The organism is Pseudomonas sp. NPDC087612 (genome assembly GCF_044743505.1).
GTDB lineage: Bacteria > Pseudomonadota > Gammaproteobacteria > Pseudomonadales > Pseudomonadaceae > Aquipseudomonas.
The window spans coordinates 247,545-264,114 of record NZ_JBIUWO010000005.1; the positions used below are offsets into that span (position 1 = coordinate 247,545).

General features: G+C 62.6%; 18 protein-coding genes. 1 reads left to right on the top strand and 17 read right to left on the bottom strand.

Features of this window, described 5'->3' with window-relative positions; translation table 11 throughout:
- Window positions 1-2: 2 nt before the first annotated feature.
- On the bottom strand, window positions 3-386 hold the full coding sequence (locus tag ACIOVF_RS12385) for a lysozyme inhibitor LprI family protein (RefSeq protein ID WP_093388055.1): 384 nt from the start codon (window positions 384-386) through the stop codon (window positions 3-5).
- Window positions 383-1,354, bottom strand: a complete 972-nt coding sequence (locus tag ACIOVF_RS12390; protein ID WP_401289717.1) for a LysR family transcriptional regulator — start codon at window positions 1,352-1,354, stop codon at window positions 383-385. Before ACIOVF_RS12390 ends, ACIOVF_RS12385 begins: the two co-directional genes overlap by 4 nt.
- Window positions 1,355-1,442: 88 nt before the next feature.
- Here ACIOVF_RS12390 and ACIOVF_RS12395 point away from each other — a divergent pair, with 88 nt between their 5' ends.
- On the top strand, window positions 1,443-1,925 hold the full coding sequence (locus tag ACIOVF_RS12395) for a DMT family transporter (protein ID WP_401289720.1): 483 nt from the start codon (window positions 1,443-1,445) through the stop codon (window positions 1,923-1,925).
- On the opposite strand, the gene ACIOVF_RS12400 is transcribed toward ACIOVF_RS12395, so the two are convergent.
- The 15 genes from ACIOVF_RS12400 to ACIOVF_RS12470 form a co-directional block, all read right to left on the bottom strand.
- A complete protein-coding gene (locus ACIOVF_RS12400; protein WP_401289723.1) occupies window positions 1,922-2,476 on the bottom strand; it encodes a hypothetical protein in 555 nt (184 codons plus the stop codon). The genes ACIOVF_RS12395 and ACIOVF_RS12400 overlap by 4 nt on opposite strands.
- Window positions 2,476-3,003 carry a hypothetical protein gene (locus ACIOVF_RS12405; protein WP_052676506.1) on the bottom strand — a complete coding sequence of 176 codons (528 nt, stop codon included), beginning with the start codon at window positions 3,001-3,003 and terminating at the stop codon, window positions 2,476-2,478. Before ACIOVF_RS12405 ends, ACIOVF_RS12400 begins: the two co-directional genes overlap by 1 nt.
- A gap of 73 nt (window positions 3,004-3,076) precedes the next feature.
- A complete protein-coding gene (locus tag ACIOVF_RS12410; RefSeq protein ID WP_401289727.1) occupies window positions 3,077-5,596 on the bottom strand; it encodes a TonB-dependent siderophore receptor in 2,520 nt (839 codons plus the stop codon).
- Between the two features lie 80 nt (window positions 5,597-5,676).
- On the bottom strand, window positions 5,677-6,651 hold the full coding sequence (locus ACIOVF_RS12415) for a FecR family protein (RefSeq protein ID WP_401289730.1): 975 nt from the start codon (window positions 6,649-6,651) through the stop codon (window positions 5,677-5,679).
- A gap of 6 nt (window positions 6,652-6,657) precedes the next feature.
- Window positions 6,658-7,176 (bottom strand): sigma-70 family RNA polymerase sigma factor, encoded by a 519-nt coding sequence (locus ACIOVF_RS12420; RefSeq protein WP_045196152.1) that lies wholly within the window; start codon window positions 7,174-7,176, stop codon window positions 6,658-6,660.
- Window positions 7,177-7,264: 88 nt separating this feature from the next.
- A complete protein-coding gene (locus tag ACIOVF_RS12425; protein WP_401289734.1) occupies window positions 7,265-7,834 on the bottom strand; it encodes a GNAT family N-acetyltransferase in 570 nt (189 codons plus the stop codon).
- A gap of 54 nt (window positions 7,835-7,888) precedes the next feature.
- Entirely contained in the window at window positions 7,889-8,263 is a 375-nt protein-coding gene (locus ACIOVF_RS12430) for a YkgJ family cysteine cluster protein (RefSeq protein WP_045196148.1), read from the bottom strand.
- 180 nt (window positions 8,264-8,443) lie between these two features.
- Entirely contained in the window at window positions 8,444-9,664 is a 1,221-nt protein-coding gene (gene alaC / locus ACIOVF_RS12435; RefSeq protein WP_401289738.1) for an alanine transaminase, read from the bottom strand.
- A 113-nt stretch (window positions 9,665-9,777) separates the two neighbouring features.
- Window positions 9,778-10,911: a hypothetical protein gene (locus ACIOVF_RS12440; RefSeq protein ID WP_093388034.1), complete on the bottom strand. Its 1,134-nt coding sequence runs from the start codon at window positions 10,909-10,911 to the stop codon at window positions 9,778-9,780.
- Between the two features lie 114 nt (window positions 10,912-11,025).
- Entirely contained in the window at window positions 11,026-12,786 is a 1,761-nt protein-coding gene (locus ACIOVF_RS12445; protein WP_045196142.1) for an L-tyrosine/L-tryptophan isonitrile synthase family protein, read from the bottom strand.
- A gap of 27 nt (window positions 12,787-12,813) precedes the next feature.
- Complete coding sequence (locus ACIOVF_RS12450; RefSeq protein WP_045196140.1) at window positions 12,814-13,518, bottom strand: HAD family hydrolase; 705 nt, start codon at window positions 13,516-13,518, stop codon at window positions 12,814-12,816.
- Entirely contained in the window at window positions 13,518-14,513 is a 996-nt protein-coding gene (locus ACIOVF_RS12455) for an isocyanide synthase family protein (RefSeq protein WP_093388028.1), read from the bottom strand. The genes ACIOVF_RS12450 and ACIOVF_RS12455 overlap by 1 nt, the downstream gene beginning before the upstream one ends.
- 194 nt (window positions 14,514-14,707) lie before the next feature.
- The gene (gene cyoE, locus ACIOVF_RS12460) at window positions 14,708-15,595 is read right to left on the bottom strand and encodes a heme o synthase (protein WP_038997062.1); all 888 of its coding nucleotides are present in this window, start codon (window positions 15,593-15,595) and stop codon (window positions 14,708-14,710) included.
- Between the two features lie 11 nt (window positions 15,596-15,606).
- Window positions 15,607-15,939, bottom strand: coding sequence for a cytochrome o ubiquinol oxidase subunit IV (gene cyoD, locus ACIOVF_RS12465; protein ID WP_038997063.1), 333 nt, complete (start codon window positions 15,937-15,939; stop codon window positions 15,607-15,609).
- Entirely contained in the window at window positions 15,940-16,569 is a 630-nt protein-coding gene (locus ACIOVF_RS12470; RefSeq protein ID WP_026001353.1) for a cytochrome o ubiquinol oxidase subunit III, read from the bottom strand.
- Window position 16,570: the final 1 nt, after the last annotated feature.

The following is a 16,570-nucleotide window of genomic DNA, read 5'->3' on the forward strand; positions in this document are numbered from 1 at the left end:
CCTCAAGGCTGCAGCAAGGCCTGCAGTTCATCGGCGCGGTCGCGGGTACTGCCGAGGATGCAACCGGCACCATTGAGCTGATCCATGGTGCCGCCGGTGAGGCTGTAATACAGGTTGCAGTTGGCGTCGCGGTACTTGATCCAGGCCCGCTGGGCTTCACGCAGCTGGGTTTGCTGCGGCCCTTCGAGGCCGGCCATGGCCTTTTTGTAGGCACTGTTGAGGCGGCTGTCCTGGCGCTTGATCTCGGCGCCGTTGCAGTTGTTCATGGCCAGGGTGGATTCGGCGGTTTTCATGCAGGCGCTGTAGGCCTGTGAGTATTCGTCCTGGGCCTGGGCTATTGAAGAACAACAGACCAACAGGCCGACAAGCAAAAATGGATGTTTCATTCTGCGGACTCCTTCTTGGGTGAGAGCGGCGGTGCGACGCCTCGACTCGCCCCGCGATCAGGCCGGCCATATTGACACACCTGCATCACCTTCTCGCGCAACCAGCGATGCCCCGCCTCCCCTTCGCGGCGCTGATGCCAGGCCTGCTGGAAGGCAAAGGGCTTGATTGCCAATGGTGGCGCAAACCTGCGCAGGCGTGAATCCAGCGCACCGCTGTCCAGGCTGCGGCGGGCCACGGTCAGGATCAGGTCGGTGCCGGCAATCACTTCCTGGGCCGCGGTCCAATGGGGCAAGGCCAGCGCCACCCGGCGCCGGGCACCGATGCCCTGGAGCGCCAGGTCAATCTCGTTGTCGATGCCCGGACGCACTGCCACCAGCACATGCGGCCGTGCCAGCCACGCCTCCAGGTTCAGGCCACCCCGCACAGGCAAACTGCTGCGATCGGCGATGCAGGTGAAGGACTCTTCAAACAGCGTCTGCGCCCGCAGCTCCTCGGCCATTTGCGGAAACACCGCCAGAGCCAGGTCGGCCTCGCCGTCGAACAGTTGGCCGAGCATGGCCTCACGGCTGCCCTGGGTGACAATCAGATCAATCCCCGGCGCCTCTTCGCGTAGCAGGCGCATCAACCCGGGCAACACCACCCGCGCGCCGTAATCCGACATCGCCAGACGAAAACTGCGCTGCGCCCGACGCGGGTCGAAACCGGGGCTGCCGAGCAAGCCGTCGAGCTGCTCCAGCGCCTGCTGCAAAGGCTCGATCAGTGCCTGGGCGCGCGCCGTGGCGTGCAGACGACCACCGCGACGCACCAGCAACGGATCACCGAACAGCTCACGCAGTTGCGCCAGGGCATGGCTGACCGCCGGCTGGCTACGATGCAGGCGCAAGGCCGCGCGCGAGACATGCTGCTCGGCCAGCAGCGCGTGCAGGGTCAACAGCAGGTTGAGGTCGATCCGGCGCAGATCATCCATCAGACGAATAACTCCTGTGCAGCATTCGAATTTCCATTATTGGGATGGATAGCAAAGACTTTGGCAAGCCACTTTTGAGAGCCATGCCATGAACCTGCCCGCTATTGCCGCCACCTTGCTGCCCCTGACTATCGCCCTGCTGGCCGGCGCCGCCGTGCCCTTCCAGGCCGGCAGCAACGCAGCGCTCGGCCGCCTGCTCGGGCACCCGTTGTGGGCGTCGCTGGTGTCGCTGGCGGTGAGTGTGCTGATGGTGATCCCGGCATTGCTGGTTTTGCGGGCGCCGCTGCCACAACTCAATGCCTTGGCCCAAGCGCCCTGGTGGGCCTGGTTGGGCGGCGTTGCCGGGGTTGCCTACATCACCGCCGCACTGGTGCTGACGCCAAGGCTGGGCGCCGCCGGCTTCATCGTTTGCGTAATTGCCGGGCAGGTGCTGTCGTCGTTGATCATCGACCAATGGGGCCTGATGGGTTTGCCCGAACGCCCGGTCAACGGCCTGCGCCTGGCCGGGGTCGGGCTGATCGTGGTCGGCATGCTGGTAGTGCAGTGGGGAACCTCGGCGTCCGCCCGCTAGATGGCGTCCTTGTCGATCTCGATCGGTGGCGGCGGCGGTTCGATCACTTTCTTTATCTGAAAGTGCAGGCTGGGGGTCTGGATGGCGTAGACGATGACAATGTTCAATACGATTGCCAGGCCGCCATCCAGCCAATTCCAACCGGGTAGCTGCGCGCCCTTGAGCCCCTGCCGACACCACCAGGCCTGCAAGACGCAGAAAAAGCTGATCGACAGCAACCAGAGGTAATAACCCGGGCCAAAACCGGTTACGTCGAGAAAGCTGTAGCTGTGATTGTCGGGCAGGCGCTCCACCATCAAGGCACTGAGGCCCAGGTACAGGGCGCCGAGGCCAAGCACCAGGGCCAGCCAGCGCCAGCGCCGGTGCACAAGGATCGCCAGCCCCAGCAACGGGTTGGCAAACCAGCCGTAGATCTGCATGACGATGCCCCAAGGCCCGAGCAACAGCACCTGCAGGGCATGCAAAGAGCCATCGGCCGACAGGTGGATGGCCTTGCAACTCAGGCTCAGCAGGTACAGCGCCAGGGTGATCGCAACGTAAAAGCGGGCCATCAATTGCCTCCACATTCAATGCACGAGGTTGGCTCGGGGGCCGAGCGAAACGGCACTTTACTCCAGGGCGTGAAGGCCAGCGGCACGGTCAACACGATGCCGGCGACCAGCCCCCAGGCCGGCCAGCCCAGCAGCGGCACCTTGCTGCTGTCCGCAGGTTCGTGGCGGTAACGCCACTGGCCGAGAATGAACACCAGCATCGCCAGCAGCCACACGTAGTAACCGATCAGCAGCCCCGGTCCGTTGGCCGAATCAGGCACCGGGGTCAAGCCGAGCCAGCCCAGCGGCACCATCAGGCCACTGAGCGCCAACGCCGCGCAGCCCAGGTACAGGGCTACCTGCGGCTTGGTCCGATGCATCACCAGGGCGGCGAAATACAGTGGGTTGGCAAACCAGAAGGACCCGTTCAACACCCCCAGGGCCAGGGCGTGCATGCCGCGCATTACATCGTGCTCACGGGCGCAGGCCTGGAGGAACAGGCTGGTGAGGTAGCAGGCCAGGCTTAAGGTCAGATAATTGAACGGCACCAGGCAATCCTTGCTGGTAAAAGAGCGCGCGACAATAGCGCAGACCGGTGGCCTGCGCAAAGTCGCCCGGCGCTTAGTAGGTGCCGCGCAGGGTCAGCATGAAGTTGCGGGGGTCGCCGTAGTAGTTGCCATAGGTGGAGGTTCCCACGGTCTGGTAGTACTTCTTGTCGAACAGGTTGTTGCCGTTGAGGGTCAGGTCCCAGTGCTCGTCGACCTTGTACTCGACCAGTGCACTCCAGGTCGCATACCCCCCTTGGGTGAAGTCGAACGGCACATCACGCTCGGCGATCGAACCATCGCCATTGAAACGGTTGGTGGTGCCGGATACGTAAGTCGCGCTCTGCGCCTGCACGCCGCCACCAACCTTGAAGTCCTGCAGCACACCCGGCAGCCGGTAAGTGGTGTAGAGCTTGAACAGGTGCTTGGGCATCACCGTGCTCAGCGAGGTATTGGCACTGCGGTTGCGATTGAGGTTGAAGGTATAGCCACCGATCAGCATCCAGTCCGGGAGCAGTTCCCCCGACGCTTCGATATCGATGCCCTTGCTGACCACTTCACCGTTGTCCAGGTAGCAGCAGCTGCCGGCAAACAGATTGCTCGCCGAGGTGAAGCGCGGGTCACGCACCGCTTCGTTTTCACGGGTGGTGTAGTACAAGGCAATGTTGGTGTTCAACGCGCCGTCGAACAGCTCGCCCTTGAGGCCGGTCTCGTAGGTCTTGCCGGTCATCGGCTGCAACGGGCTGCCCGGTTGCGGGCCGGCCAGCTTGTTGGCCTGCGGCTTGTAGATCTGCGAGTAGCTGGCGTAGGCCGACCACTGCTCATCAAGGTCATAGACCACGCCACCAAACGGCGTGAGCTTGGTGCCGATGCGCTGGTCGACTTGCGAAGCCACGTTCCATTGCTCGCCGGTGCGGGTCTGGTACATCTGCTCGAAGTGGTAACGCTGGGCGCGGGCACCGAGGATCAGGTGCAGCGGTTCGGCCAGTTGCAGGCGCAGGCTGGAGTAAAGGCCGTACTGACGCTGGGCGTTGGGGTTGTAGTCGCGGCTGTAGTCGGTGTGGTTGGCAGGCTCCGGCCAGGGCGTGGCGTCGGGGTCGAAGACATTCACCGGCCCGCCAAAGCCGGGATGTGGCGCGGTGCCCAGCCAGCGGCTGTCGATGCGCTGGTAGTCAGCCCCCAGTATCAGCTGGTGATCCAGGCCAAAGACCTGGAAATTGCCGGCCAGGTTGACGTCGTACAGGTGCTGTTCGTTTTCCTGGCGGCTCTGGGTACCGTACCAGGTCACGCCGCTGCCGCTGATCGGGTCAACCGCATTGAGGGTCGACGCGGTCTTGAACCAGGACACATCCCAGATGTTGGTGTACGACAGGTTGAGTTTCCAGTCGTCGTTGAAGCGATGGTCGACCTTGGCGAAATACTCGCGCGCCGTGGTGTCGGTGAATGCCCAGGACTGGGTCAGGCCGGTGTGCCGTGGCAGGCCCAGATCGGCACCATTGCTGTAGCGCGGCACAGCGGCGTTGGTGCCGTTCTCATGGGACTTGTTGTAGCGCACGCCGAAGGTGAGCATGGTGTCATCGCTCACGTCGGCTTCCATCACGCCGTACACCAGCGGCTTTTCCGTGCTGCGCTTGTCGATGAAGTACTGGCGGTCGGTGTTGGCCACCACCAGGCGCCCACGCAAGCGGCCGTCCCAGCCCATGGGCCCGGTGATGTCGAGTTCCTGGCGATAGTTGTCCCAGCTGCCGGCCGACAGGCTCAGTTTGAGCTGGTTCTCGGACATCGGCCGCTTGCGCACCATGTTGATGATCCCGCCCGGGTCGCCCGAGCCGCCGAACAAGGCCCCGCTACCACGCAGCACCTCGACGTGGTCGAACTCGGCCAGGTCGAAGATGTTCGACGAATAGAACGAGCCCATGGCCGTGCCCAGCGCCTGCGGGGCGGCGCCATCGATCTGCAGGTTCTGGATGGAAAAGCCGCGCGAGATGAAATCCTGGATGCGGAAAGTCGTGCTCTGGGTAATCACTCCCGGTGTCGCCTTCATCGCTTCGTTGATGTCGGTGAGCTGCTGGTCTTCGATCAGCTGACGGGTGATCACCGCCACCGACTGCGGCGTTTCGCGCAGGCTGGTCGGTGACTTGGAGCCTACGCTGATCAGCCCCGGCGCATAGGAGCCGGTATTTTCCGTACTTTCGCCCATGCCCTGGCCGGCCACCGTGGTGACCCCCAGCTCCAGCACCTGGGCTGCCGGTGCAGCGGCTTGCGGTAGCAACACATAACCGTTGTCACCCTGGGCAATACGGTAGCCGCTGCCCTCGAGCAAGCGGGCAAAACCGTCTTCAAGGGCGAAGCTGCCCTGCAGGCCGGCTGTGTTACGCCCCGCCAAATCAGCCGGATCGAAGGCCAGGGCGACGCCGGCTTGCTGGGCGAAGCGGTTGAGCGCTGTGCTCAGCGCACCGGCAGGCACGTCGAAGCGCTGTTGTTGACCCTGGGCCATTGCTGGCACAGCGACTGCAGTCAGCAGCAGGCCGCTGCAGGCCAGCTGTACACAGAGCGCCAGAGGGCTCAAAACGGGGCGGCCAGTAAATCGGCGCATGGTGAAAAGGCTCCTTGTTTAATCATGTTGGCTTCTAGAAGGACGGGCCAAGATGAGAATGAGGAACCAGTCGCGAACAATTACTTATCAGCACTGCGGCGCTCGATACGCGTCCACCAGGCCGTATGCGAATGAATCGATATCGGCAGCACTTCAGCCAGCAACTGCAGGGCCCGCTCGCTGTCGTCCAGCGGCAGCACTGCCGACACCCGCAGATCAGCCAGCGCCTTGCGGTCGAAGCTCAGATGGCCGCGGCGCTGGCGGGCCAGGGCATCGAGGACATCCACCAGCGGCGATTGCTCAACCACCAGTTGATGACGCTGCCAGGCCTGGTCAACACTGGCCGGATCAATACTGGCCAGCAGCCCCAGGTCATCCCGGCGAACCCAGGCCCGCCCGCCTTTGCCCACCGCCAGCGACTTGTCCTGCTCGGCACTGCGCACCATCACCTGGGATTCGAGCATGGTCAGTTCGCTGCCGGCACCGCCACGGGCAACCACGAAGCGCGTGCCCAGGGCCTGGAACGTGCCGTCGGCGGTGGCCACCACGAAAGGCCGGCTGCTGTCGTGCGCGACATCCACCAGCACCTTGCCGCGCAACAGTTCGATACGTCGCTCGTGGGCGCTGAAGCGCAAGTCCAGGGCCGAGTTGCCTTCGAGGATGACCCGCGTGCCGTCGCTCAGCGTGTGGCTCTGCCATTGCGCTGGCGCGGTGTGCAGGTCGGCCAGCAGGTTTGGCGGATGCCAGCCGGACAGGCTCAGGGGCACGCCCAGTGCTGCCAGCAAAGCCAGGCCCAACAGCACCCGTCGTGGGTACTGCGCGCGCCGCTGGGCATTTGCAGGCGTGCGCAGTGCGGCGCGCACCGGCTGGCGTTGCGGGCGCAGGCTGTGCATCTGTTCGAGGATCGCCTGCATGCGAGTGAAGGTGGCTTCATGGCGAGCGTCCTGCCGACGCCAGGCATCCAGCGCCTGGCGCTCTGCCTCACTCAGCTCACCCTCACCCAGGCGCAAAATCCATTCGGCGGCGTGCTGCTCGATTGACGCTTGGGCCGTCATCGGCAATCAAACATTAACGGCCTGGTGGCAATGCACCAGGGCCTGCATCAGGTACTTGCGCACCATGCGTGGCGAAACCTGCAGGCGCTCGGCGATCTGCACCTGGCTCAGCTCGTCCAGGTAATAGTCGACAAAGGCCTGGCGGGCCTTTTCATGCAAGCCCTCGAGCATGAAGGTAATCTGCTCCAGCGCCTCCAGGGTCAGGAGGATCTGCTCGGGCGACTGATGGCCCTCCATGACCTCGACAGTCAGGGCCAGTTCGCGCAGGTAGGCGTCTTCGATCTGCTGGCGACGTGCCCGATCGATGATCAGGCGTCGCGCCGTGGTACTGAGGAAGGCACGCGGCTCGCGAATTCCCAGGAGCGTGTCGCGCGAGCCGAGGATGCGTACAAAGGTGTCCTGTGCCAGGTCCGCCGCATGCTGTGAACAGCGCAACTTGCGCCGCAGCCAGTTGAACAACCAGCCATGGTGCTCGCAATACAGCGTGTGGATCGCGCGTTGCAGCGGCGGCTCGGCGACGGACATGGCGCACTCGCAAGTGTGTAAGTGAGAATTGTTCCGAATAATATCCAGATGCCCGACCGCAACGCAACCGCCAGGCAGCGGTGAGGGTTCAACCGTCCAGCGGCGCCTGATCGAGCAGCAGCCCGTACAGCCCCGAGTCCGAAAGCTCTCCGGCCACGCACCAGCGCTGGCGCAACAGCCCTTCAAGGACGAAACCCTGGCGCTCCAGGGTACGCGCCGAGCCCTGGTTGCGCGGGTCGATCTCGGCCTCCAGCCGGCGCAGGTGCAGGCCATGGGCCAGGTAATCGATGAAACAGGTCAGCGCCTCGTCCATGTAGCCACGGCCCTGCGCGCAGCTGGCCAGGCAATAGCCGATTTCGCCACGGCGCGAGGTGGGCTCCAGGTTGAACAGCTGGGTCATGCCGATCAGCTCGCCATTGTCGCGCCGATAGATTCCCAGCTTGAGCATCTGCCCGGCGGCGTACGCGTCGCGGTCTTCGGCCAGCGCTGCCCGGGCCTCTGCCAGCACTTGCCAGGGGCCGTGGTTCCAGTAACGCATGACCTGCGGATCGGCCATGATGGCAAACCACGCCGCAGCATCTTCGGCCACCATCGGGCGCAGTTGCAGGCGCGGGCTTTCGAGGCACAGGTCAGCGGGAAAACTGTACATGCGGGTCACGCGGGACCTCCTGTCCGATTCATCAACCCGGCAGTGTAACCTTCAAGTCGCGCCTCAGGCGACTTCGGCGCCCTCGTCCGGCCAGATTGGCTCGTTGGCCTCCAGCGGTGGCAGGCCATAGGCGGCACGGGCGGCATCGCAGCTGGGGTTGGCTTCGCCATTGACCCAGGCCGCATCGAACTCGCGACAAGGGGTTGAGCGCTGTTCATACAGGCTGCAGCTGACCCCTTTGCCGATCTCGCCCTCAAGCCCGATGCAGCGACAGGGCTTGCTGTCGGTGCCGATCATCGCAACGCGGCTGGGGCTGATCTGGACCACCAGATCGTCGGGCACGACACCACCCGCCGACGTGCACTCACCCCAGAAGAAAGACACACGGAAATACCCGCAGCAGGCGCCGCAGTTCAAACAAGGATTATGTTCGGACATGATGAGAAGGGGGGGAGGTTGATTATCGTTATAGGGAGAAACCCGCCGCCATTCTATGCTTTGCCGGGTGTTTGAGAAGGGGGGTAATGCAGAAATAAATCGCCGCTGACGGACGGTTGTTTCGCGGGAAAAACCTGCTCCATCTGTAGGAACAGGTTTGACCCGCGCCCGGGTCAGCGCTTACTTCTGGGCCGGCTTGCTGCCCACGCCATCAGCCCGGAACATCTGGCGAATACCGCGTACCGCCTGGCGGATACGGTCCTGGTTCTCGATCAGCGCAAAGCGCACATGATCATCGCCATAGTCACCAAAGCCGATGCCCGGCGACACACAGACCTTGGCCTCGGCCAGCAGCTTCTTGGCGAACTCCAGCGAGCCCAGGTGTGCATACTCTTCGGGAATCTTCGCCCAGACGTACATCGACGCCTTGGGGTTCTCGACCATCCAGCCCAGCTCGTGCAGGCCCTTGACCAGCACGTTGCGGCGCTGGCGATACTGCTCGGCAATATCGCGCACGCACTGCTGATCGCCTTCCAGGGCAGCAATGGCCGCGACCTGCAGCGGGGTGAAGGTGCCGTAGTCGTGGTAGCTCTTGATGCGGGCCAGGGCGCTGACCAGCTCGGGGTTGCCGACCATGAAGCCGATTCGCCAGCCGGCCATGTTGTAGCTCTTGGACAGGGTGAAGAACTCCACGGCAATGTCCTTGGCCCCCGGCACCTGCATGATCGACGGCGCCTTCCAGCCGTCGTAGACGATGTCGGCGTAAGCCAGGTCGTGGATCACCAGCACGTCGTACTGCTTGGCCAGGGCCACCACCCGCTCGAAGAAGTCCAGCTCGACGCACTGCGCGGTCGGGTTGGACGGGAAGCCGAGGATCATCATCTTCGGTTTCGGAATGGATTCGCGGATCGCCCGCTCCAGCTCATTAAAAAAGTCCACGCCCGGAACCAACGGCACCGAACGCACCTGGGCACCGGCTATCACCGCGCCATAGATGTGAATCGGGTAGCTGGGGTTGGGTACCAGCACAGTGTCGCCATGGTCGAGGGTAGCGAGCATCAGGTGCGCCAGTCCCTCTTTGGAGCCGATGGTGACGATGGCTTCGCTTTCCGGGTCGATCTCGACCTCGTAGCGGTCCTTGTACCAGCGCGAAATCGCCCGGCGCAGGCGCGGGATGCCGCGGGACGTCGAATAGCCGTGAGTGTCTTCGCGCTGGGCGACCTGCACCAGTTTCTCAACGATGTGCGGCGGCGTGGCCCCGTCGGGGTTGCCCATGCTCAGGTCGATGATGTCTTCGCCACGACGGCGTGCAGCCATCTTGAGCTCGGCGGTAATGTTGAAGACGTAGGGGGGGAGACGATCAATGCGCGCAAAGCGGCGCGGCGAACCTTGGTCAGCCATGGCTTCCTCGAAGACGTAAGCGCCCGGAACCGTCCGAGCGACGTTGGCCACTGCGGTGGCCGAAGCAGAAGATAGGGCCTCGACCGCCGCGCTGTCCAGCACAAAAACAGGCGTTAACGGATTTCCTTGTAGGACGATGCCTGCCATTTCACAGCTGCAGCCAGGCCCTCGGTAGGCATAAGACCGCTGCCTTTCACCGCTGAAAAACCCGTACCCTGGTTGCCCAGCGAAACGGCGCGCTCACCCTTTTCAGCTTCGGTCAGCAAGGTATAGGAATGTTTGCGCATTGCCTGGTACTTGCTTTCGTCACGCTCAAGCACCTGATGATAGGCCTGCAAGTCACGTTCGTTGAGGTTAAGCATCTTCTGCAATTTGACGCCCCAGCGGGTCAGGCAGACTTCGGCAAAATGGCGAACGATCAGCCCGGGCTCGGCCAGTACCTTGCCGCCAGCGGCGCCGTCGGCGGCCGCGTTGCCCACCAGTGTGGCGTGGCGCCCTGGCATCGGGTAGACATGGCAACGGGTGGCGTCATGGGTTTTGGGAATTACGCAGGCAAAGCCCTTGGAGCGCTCGTCGCGGGAGAAGAAACCTACGTACTGTTTGACGTTCTCGCCCAGTTGCACGCGATGGCGGTCGAAGTTACCAATGCCCGGCACCGGATCGATGGCGAATATGTTCACTGGAAGCTTTTTCAGCTCACTGTCGCCAAGCATGGCATTGGCCAGCATGTGGCAGCTGACGGCGCCCCTGCTCCACCCCACCAGGTTGACCTGGGTGGGAATGACGCCTTCCTTGCGAAACTGCTTGATGATCTGCTCCTGGAGCAACTGCGGGGTAATCTTGCGATTGCCGTAGTTGTAGGTGCGCCAGAACCAGGACGCCGTAGCGGTCGAGTTGGGGATAGGGATGCCAGCAGCCTTCAGGCGCTGATACTCCTCCTCGCTCAGTTCCGTGCGCTGCCAGTTGCTCTGCCCCTTGATGATCTGCAGTGCGTGCTGGACGTTCTCCTCCCAGCCTTTGCCGAACAAGGTCTGGTTCCAGTTGTAATAACCACCGGGTTCGACGAACAGTTCATCGGCTTGCAGGTTGCCACTGCCCGGGCCATCGACGGCGATCCAGTGGGCATACTCCTTGCCCTGGTCGTTTGAAGCGAGGGTCGAAACCAGCTCGCCATTCCAGAAGTTGGGGTTGTTGTCGTCGAATCGGTGCGACCCGGTGCCGCAAAAATACACGGTCAAAACACTCATGCCATGATCCTGTCAGGTTGAAGATCACGACACGCTACCGCCGGCACAGCACCCGCGGCAGGCGGAAAGCCTCCCGGGCAGCGGGCACCGAGCCGCTGCCAGGGAGTGTTCGGCTCAGTACACCTGAACCCGCCACAGCTCACGGGAGGCCGAGGCCGGCGACATAGGCAAGCGGCCATGCAGGGTCTGGTAGTTGTCGATCAGCACCAGATCACCTTCGACCCAGTCATGGGCGATCAGGCATTCATCGTCGTAGACCAGGGCATTGAGCTGCTCAAGCAGGGCCTGCTGGGCCTGCGCCTCGAAGCCTTGCACCTCCTGGCTCAAGGTCTGCAGGCTGGAGTCGGTGCCTTCCTGATAGCGCAGAATGCGTTCGCCGGTGCGCGGGTGCAGGTCGACCAGGCTGTAGTGACGCGGCGAACCACCAAAGTAAGTCATACGCGTGTAATAGGTGATATCAACCGCCTGCCACAACCGCGCCACCTGGTTGCCAACCTTGCGCAAGGCATTGCGGCTGTCGACGATGGTGGTCTGCCCTTCCCCCGGTTGCGGCGCAGTCTTGCAATAGAGCATGAACTTGCTTGCGCAGAACTTCGGATCGCGCTGAACCTGAGCATCGCTGTCCGGCAGCATGTTCAGGTCCCAATGCAATGGAGTCTTTTCCAGCGAGTGCACCACGCCTTCGGGTTTGTCCGCCGGCTTGACCACATGCACCTTGCCGAACGCCCACTGGTAGATGGTGCCAAAGCGCTCGCAGTCGCGGGCAAAGCTGTCGCGGTCTTCGAAGCGGCAGCCACGCAGGCAGACAAAGCCGAAGGTCTCCACCAGCGCTTCGAGCAGCTGCGTCGAAAAACGTTCGAAGCCCAGCCCCAACGGGTCACGTACCACCAAGCCGAACAACGGACGCTTCTGCAGTTCGAACTCGAAGCCCTGCAGCGCTTCGCCGGTGCTCTCGTGGTACAGCCACGGGCGCCCCTGGTACTGCACCAGCACATGCTTGTCGATGTCCACCTCGGCACGGCCGCGCAGAGTCTGGCTGCCATCCAGGTGGCGCACCGGCACCGCATGCCAGGGGCTGGACACCCGGGTCAGACCGTCGGCCAGGGCCACGGTGAATTTTGGCCCGGCATTGTCGTACTGATGCACCGACAGGCGGATGTCGTCGGGGAAGAAGCGATTGACCGCAGCGTTCAACGCCTGGCCGCGGAACATCATCTGGTAGGCCTTGTAGCCGATCTGCTGCAGGTGCTCGTCTTCGCTCTGCCCAGCTTCGCGGCACAGGCGCAAGTCGTTGTAGAGGTGGCTGCAGAGCTTGTCGTGGGCGTGGCTGAGGGTTTCATCATGGCGGCTCTGCTCGATCAGTGCCTCGACGTTCTTCCACGGCAAACGTGCCTGTTTGACCAGGGTCGCGCGTACGGCATCGGCACTGCTGGCCTGGGGGAACAGGTCTTCCATGCTCACCCAGTTGATCGTGTGGGTGGTGCACAACTCGCGCAAGGCCTGGTTGTAGGCTTTGCGCAGGTCATCAGGTACACCAACGATGTCGTTGAAGGTGGTGCCATCGCTGAGGATCGACACCACGCAGCCCGGCGCGTGCAGCGCGGCAATGTCCTGGCCGAGTTGGTCGAGGCGCTCGATGGCCATGGCTTCGCCGTAATCCGGCATCGTGCCGAAGGTCTGGTCGCGGGCGTTCGGCGACTTGCACGGGAAGCCCGGCAGCACCAGACGCACCGGCGCCTGCTGATCGTAGAAGCGGGCCAGGCTGACGGCCAGATTGGCCCTGCCCGCCGCGTCGAAGCGATCGTCATTGTCCTTGAGCAGATAACCCGCCAGCACGTCGCTGACCGCCTTGATCCAGGTGTCCTTGTGTTGCATGACCTTTCTTCCTTGAGAGGTGGTGTTTCAACGCTGGCTGGCGAGAGTGCCAGCCATGCAAGAAGTGAGTGCCTGTTGCAGGGCCCGCAACAGCTCTGCCGGCTGCTCGCAGTAAAGATCCGCCGCCTGTGCCTGCAAGGCATAGACCGGGCCATAGCCCCAGGTCACGGCGGCGCAGTGCATGCCGGCCGCCCGCGCGGTCATCAGATCGATGACGGTATCGCCGACAAACAGGCAACGCGCGGGCTCGACGGCCAGGTAGCGGGCCGCCTCCAGAGCCGCGTCAGGCTGCGGCTTGAGCGGGTGGCCGCGGCGCTGGCCAAGGACAAGCTCGAAGGTACCCGACGGGAACAGCTGCGCAGCCACCTGCAGCGCCATGTCATGGGCCTTGTTGGTGACGACGGCCATCGGCAGTTGCAGGCTGCGACAGCCTTCAAGCAGCTCCGGCACGCCATCGAACGGTCGCGAGAACTGCACCAGGTGCTGCTGGTAGCAGGCGATGTAGTGCTCATGCAGAGCCTTGTCGTCGACAATCCCCAGGCGCGCAGCAACCCGCTCGAGCATCGCCCCGGTACCGCCGCCTACGTAGGCACTGATGGTCTCCAGTGACAGCGGCGGGTAGCCCTGCTCTTGCAGCACGTGGTTCAGGCACCAGACGATATCGGGCAAGGTGTCGACCAGGGTGCCGTCGAGGTCGAAGATCACCGCATCAGCCGCCAGCGCTACCGGCATCATTGCGCACTGGCGTAGTGGCAAGGACGGCCCTGGCGGAACACCAGGCGGCTGTAGCGCTCATCGATGTTGCTGCGCTTGTCGAGCATCACCACCCCGCTACGCTTGATCGCCACCGAGTGCCAGGGCGTACGCCAGAGGTCGCTGGTAGGCACCAGGCGAATGCCGATTTTCGCCGATACCGCCAACTGCGGGTGGATCGACAGGCGCAGGCACTGTGGATAACGCGCCTGCAGCAAGGCACTCCAGGCTTCACTGCGCTGGATCACCCGTTGCGAGGCCGGCTTGGCGATCTTCTTCACCGCGTTCAGGCTCATGCCGGCGAACTCGCCAAGGCCTGAGTAATCCTCGGACAGAAAGCGGTGGATGCCGCAGTACATCAGCATCATGTGTGGCTCGTCCTGAAAGCGCTGGCCCAGCGCAATCAGCGACTGGCCGTACTCGATCATCAGCTCTTCGCGCATGGAGTCCAGGCAACCCAGTTGCGGATAGGCATCCTTGAGATCGAACAGGGCGAAGCTGTTCGGGTAGTGCTGCTCGGCGTAGCGCTGGATCTCGTCGGTGTAAGCTTTGACGTGCTCATCCGGCACGCGCACCAGGTCGGAGAACACATAGCCGTCGGAGCAGATGTGAATCAACGCACCCGGTGCGTACAGGGCCTGGATTTCCGCGCACAGCTGCTGCAGCTCGTCGATGGCGTGGCGCTCGGCAAGGTCTGGCAGGTGGCTGAGGGTTTTCTGCCGGTTCGGCGATTTGCCCGGGAAGGCCGGCAGAACCATCTCGATGCGCTGGCCGGCTTCGATGGCGGTGAGGACTTTATCCAGATGCGGTTCGAGCACCTCGGCCGACAGCTCGTCATCCTGCCCGGGCGCCAGGCTGCGACGACGGAACAGGCAATCGAGCACCTGCAAGGCGGTGTCGAAATGAGCGGAAGTGTGGCGTTCGCGCAACAGCGCGAGGCACGCCCGTTGAGCAACGGCGTTTGGCTCGGTCATGAACAGTCCCTTGTGTGATGAATCACGGCCAGCATCCTCTGGCCCTGCGCAGATACTCCTTACCTGCGCGGCGATAAAATCCGGCAAACACGGGGTACTTGTCAACAGCAGTTTCGGTCGTTTGTAGAAACGCCGCACAAACAAAAACGCCCCAGGCTTCGCAGCCTGGGGCGTTTTCATTACACGCTGATGAATCAGTGCGCGTAAGTCAGCAGCAGCTCGGTCGGCACTTTGGTGTCCAGCGACATCATCACGCTCAGGGCAGTGATGGTGAAGATCGAGAACACGAACAGCTTGCGTGCCCACAGGCGGTCATCGACAGCCTTGTAGCCGGTCCAGGCCATGTACAGCCAGTACATGCCCATGGCCGCGGCTACGGCCATGTAGCTCATGCCGGCGTAGCCACCCAGGGTCAGCATCAGGGTCGCTACCAGGAACGCCACGATGTACCAGAGGATGTGCTTCTTGGCCACCAGAATCCCGCGCTTGACCGGCAGCACCGGAATCGATGCGGCCAGGTAGTCGTTGAAACGGAAAATCGCAATGGCGTAGGAATGCGGCATTTGCCACAGGCTGAACATCACCAGCAGGGTCAGTGCAGCCAGGTCGAAGCTGTTGCTTACCGCGCAATAGCCGATCACCGGAGGCATGGCACCGGACAGGCTGCCCACCAGGGTGCCGTGCACCGATTTGCGCTTGAGGTACAGGCTGTAGAACCCCACGTAGATGACAAAGCCGATCAGGCCGAACAACGCTGCCAGAGCATTGGCCTGCACATACAGCAGGCCAAGGCCGGCCACCCCGAGCAGGGTGGCGTAGGCCAGCGCGACTTTCAGCGAGATCTGGCCCTGGACCATCGCCCGGTTCTTGGTGCGCTCCATCTTGATGTCGATGTCACGGTCGATGCAGTTGTTGAACACGCAACCAGACGCCACCACCAACGAAGTGCCAATCACCGTGGCCAGGAACAGCATGAAGTCGACATGCCCTTGCGCGGCAAGGAAGAAACCGCCTGCCACAGAAAGCACGTTACCGAAAATGATCCCCGGTTTGGTGATTTGGATAAAGTGCTTAACGGACATGTCGTCTTACCTCACTTCGCCATCATGCTGGTGTGGATGCTGAACATGATCCACAGCGACAGGCCGACCAACAGTGCAATGACCATCACGGTAAACATGAAGGTCGACACGTTGGAGCGCTGCTCGGCGGAACGGTCCATGTGCAGGAAGTACACCAGGTGAACCACGACCTGGATGACCGCCAGGGCCACCACGACCATGATCGTGATGTCCTTGGGCATGCTCGGGAACATCACCAGGCCGAACGGAATCGCTGTCAGGATGACCGACAGGATGAAACCGATCACATAGGACTTGACGCTACCGTGGTTGCCCTCGGCGTGGCTGTTATGTGCGTTAGCCATTTACAGAACCCCCAGCAGATACACGACGGTGAACACGCAGATCCAGACCACGTCCAGGAAGTGCCAGAACAGGCTCAGGCAGCTCATGCGGGTCTTGGCGGTGCCAGTGATACCGTGCTTGTTGATCTGGTACATCATCACCGCCATCCAGATCAGACCTGCGGTTACGTGCAGACCGTGGGTACCGACCAGCGCGAAGAACGCCGACAGGAAGCCACTGCGCTGCGGGCCGAAGCCCTCGGCGATCAGGTGATGGAACTCATAGACTTCCATCGCGATGAAGCCGGCACCGAACAGGAAGGTGACAGCCAGCCAGCCCAGCACGCCGCCCTTGTTGCCTTTGAACATCTGCAACATGGCGAAGCCGAAGGTGATACTCGAGAACAGCAGCAGTGCGGTTTCGACCGCGACAAAGTCCAGCTGGAAAATGTCGTGACCCGACGGGCCGCCGGCAAAACTGCCGGACAGCACCGCGTAGGTGGCGAAGAGCGACGCAAACAGGATGCAGTCGGTCATCAGGTACAGCCAGAAACCGAATACGGTCATCTGGCCCGAGTCGTGGTGGTGGTCGTCATGCCCATGGTCGTGACCATGAGCATGAGTATCAGCGTTAATTACATGACTGGACATT

What these genes read in the sequence shown, in the direction of transcription:
- alaC (WP_401289738.1), bottom strand. Translation starts at nt 9,664, where the DNA reads ATGGCTGACCAAGGTTCGCCGCGCCGCTTTGCGCGCATTGATCGTCTC.
- ACIOVF_RS12385 (WP_093388055.1), bottom strand. Translation starts at nt 386, where the DNA reads ATGAAACATCCATTTTTGCTTGTCGGCCTGTTGGTCTGTTGTTCTTCA.
- ACIOVF_RS12400 (WP_401289723.1), bottom strand. Translation starts at nt 2,476, where the DNA reads ATGGCCCGCTTTTACGTTGCGATCACCCTGGCGCTGTACCTGCTGAGC.
- ACIOVF_RS12395 (WP_401289720.1), top strand. Translation starts at nt 1,443, where the DNA reads ATGAACCTGCCCGCTATTGCCGCCACCTTGCTGCCCCTGACTATCGCC.
- cyoE (WP_038997062.1), bottom strand. Translation starts at nt 15,595, where the DNA reads ATGTCCGTTAAGCACTTTATCCAAATCACCAAACCGGGGATCATTTTC.
- ACIOVF_RS12420 (WP_045196152.1), bottom strand. Translation starts at nt 7,176, where the DNA reads ATGTCCGTCGCCGAGCCGCCGCTGCAACGCGCGATCCACACGCTGTAT.
- cyoD (WP_038997063.1), bottom strand. Translation starts at nt 15,939, where the DNA reads ATGGCTAACGCACATAACAGCCACGCCGAGGGCAACCACGGTAGCGTC.
- ACIOVF_RS12450 (WP_045196140.1), bottom strand. Translation starts at nt 13,518, where the DNA reads ATGCCGGTAGCGCTGGCGGCTGATGCGGTGATCTTCGACCTCGACGGC.
- ACIOVF_RS12390 (WP_401289717.1), bottom strand. Translation starts at nt 1,354, where the DNA reads ATGGATGATCTGCGCCGGATCGACCTCAACCTGCTGTTGACCCTGCAC.
- ACIOVF_RS12430 (WP_045196148.1), bottom strand. Translation starts at nt 8,263, where the DNA reads ATGTCCGAACATAATCCTTGTTTGAACTGCGGCGCCTGCTGCGGGTAT.
- ACIOVF_RS12410 (WP_401289727.1), bottom strand. Translation starts at nt 5,596, where the DNA reads ATGCGCCGATTTACTGGCCGCCCCGTTTTGAGCCCTCTGGCGCTCTGT.
- ACIOVF_RS12440 (WP_093388034.1), bottom strand. Translation starts at nt 10,911, where the DNA reads ATGAGTGTTTTGACCGTGTATTTTTGCGGCACCGGGTCGCACCGATTC.
- ACIOVF_RS12445 (WP_045196142.1), bottom strand. Translation starts at nt 12,786, where the DNA reads ATGCAACACAAGGACACCTGGATCAAGGCGGTCAGCGACGTGCTGGCG.
- ACIOVF_RS12455 (WP_093388028.1), bottom strand. Translation starts at nt 14,513, where the DNA reads ATGACCGAGCCAAACGCCGTTGCTCAACGGGCGTGCCTCGCGCTGTTG.
- ACIOVF_RS12415 (WP_401289730.1), bottom strand. Translation starts at nt 6,651, where the DNA reads ATGACGGCCCAAGCGTCAATCGAGCAGCACGCCGCCGAATGGATTTTG.
- ACIOVF_RS12470 (WP_026001353.1), bottom strand. Translation starts at nt 16,569, where the DNA reads ATGTCCAGTCATGTAATTAACGCTGATACTCATGCTCATGGTCACGAC.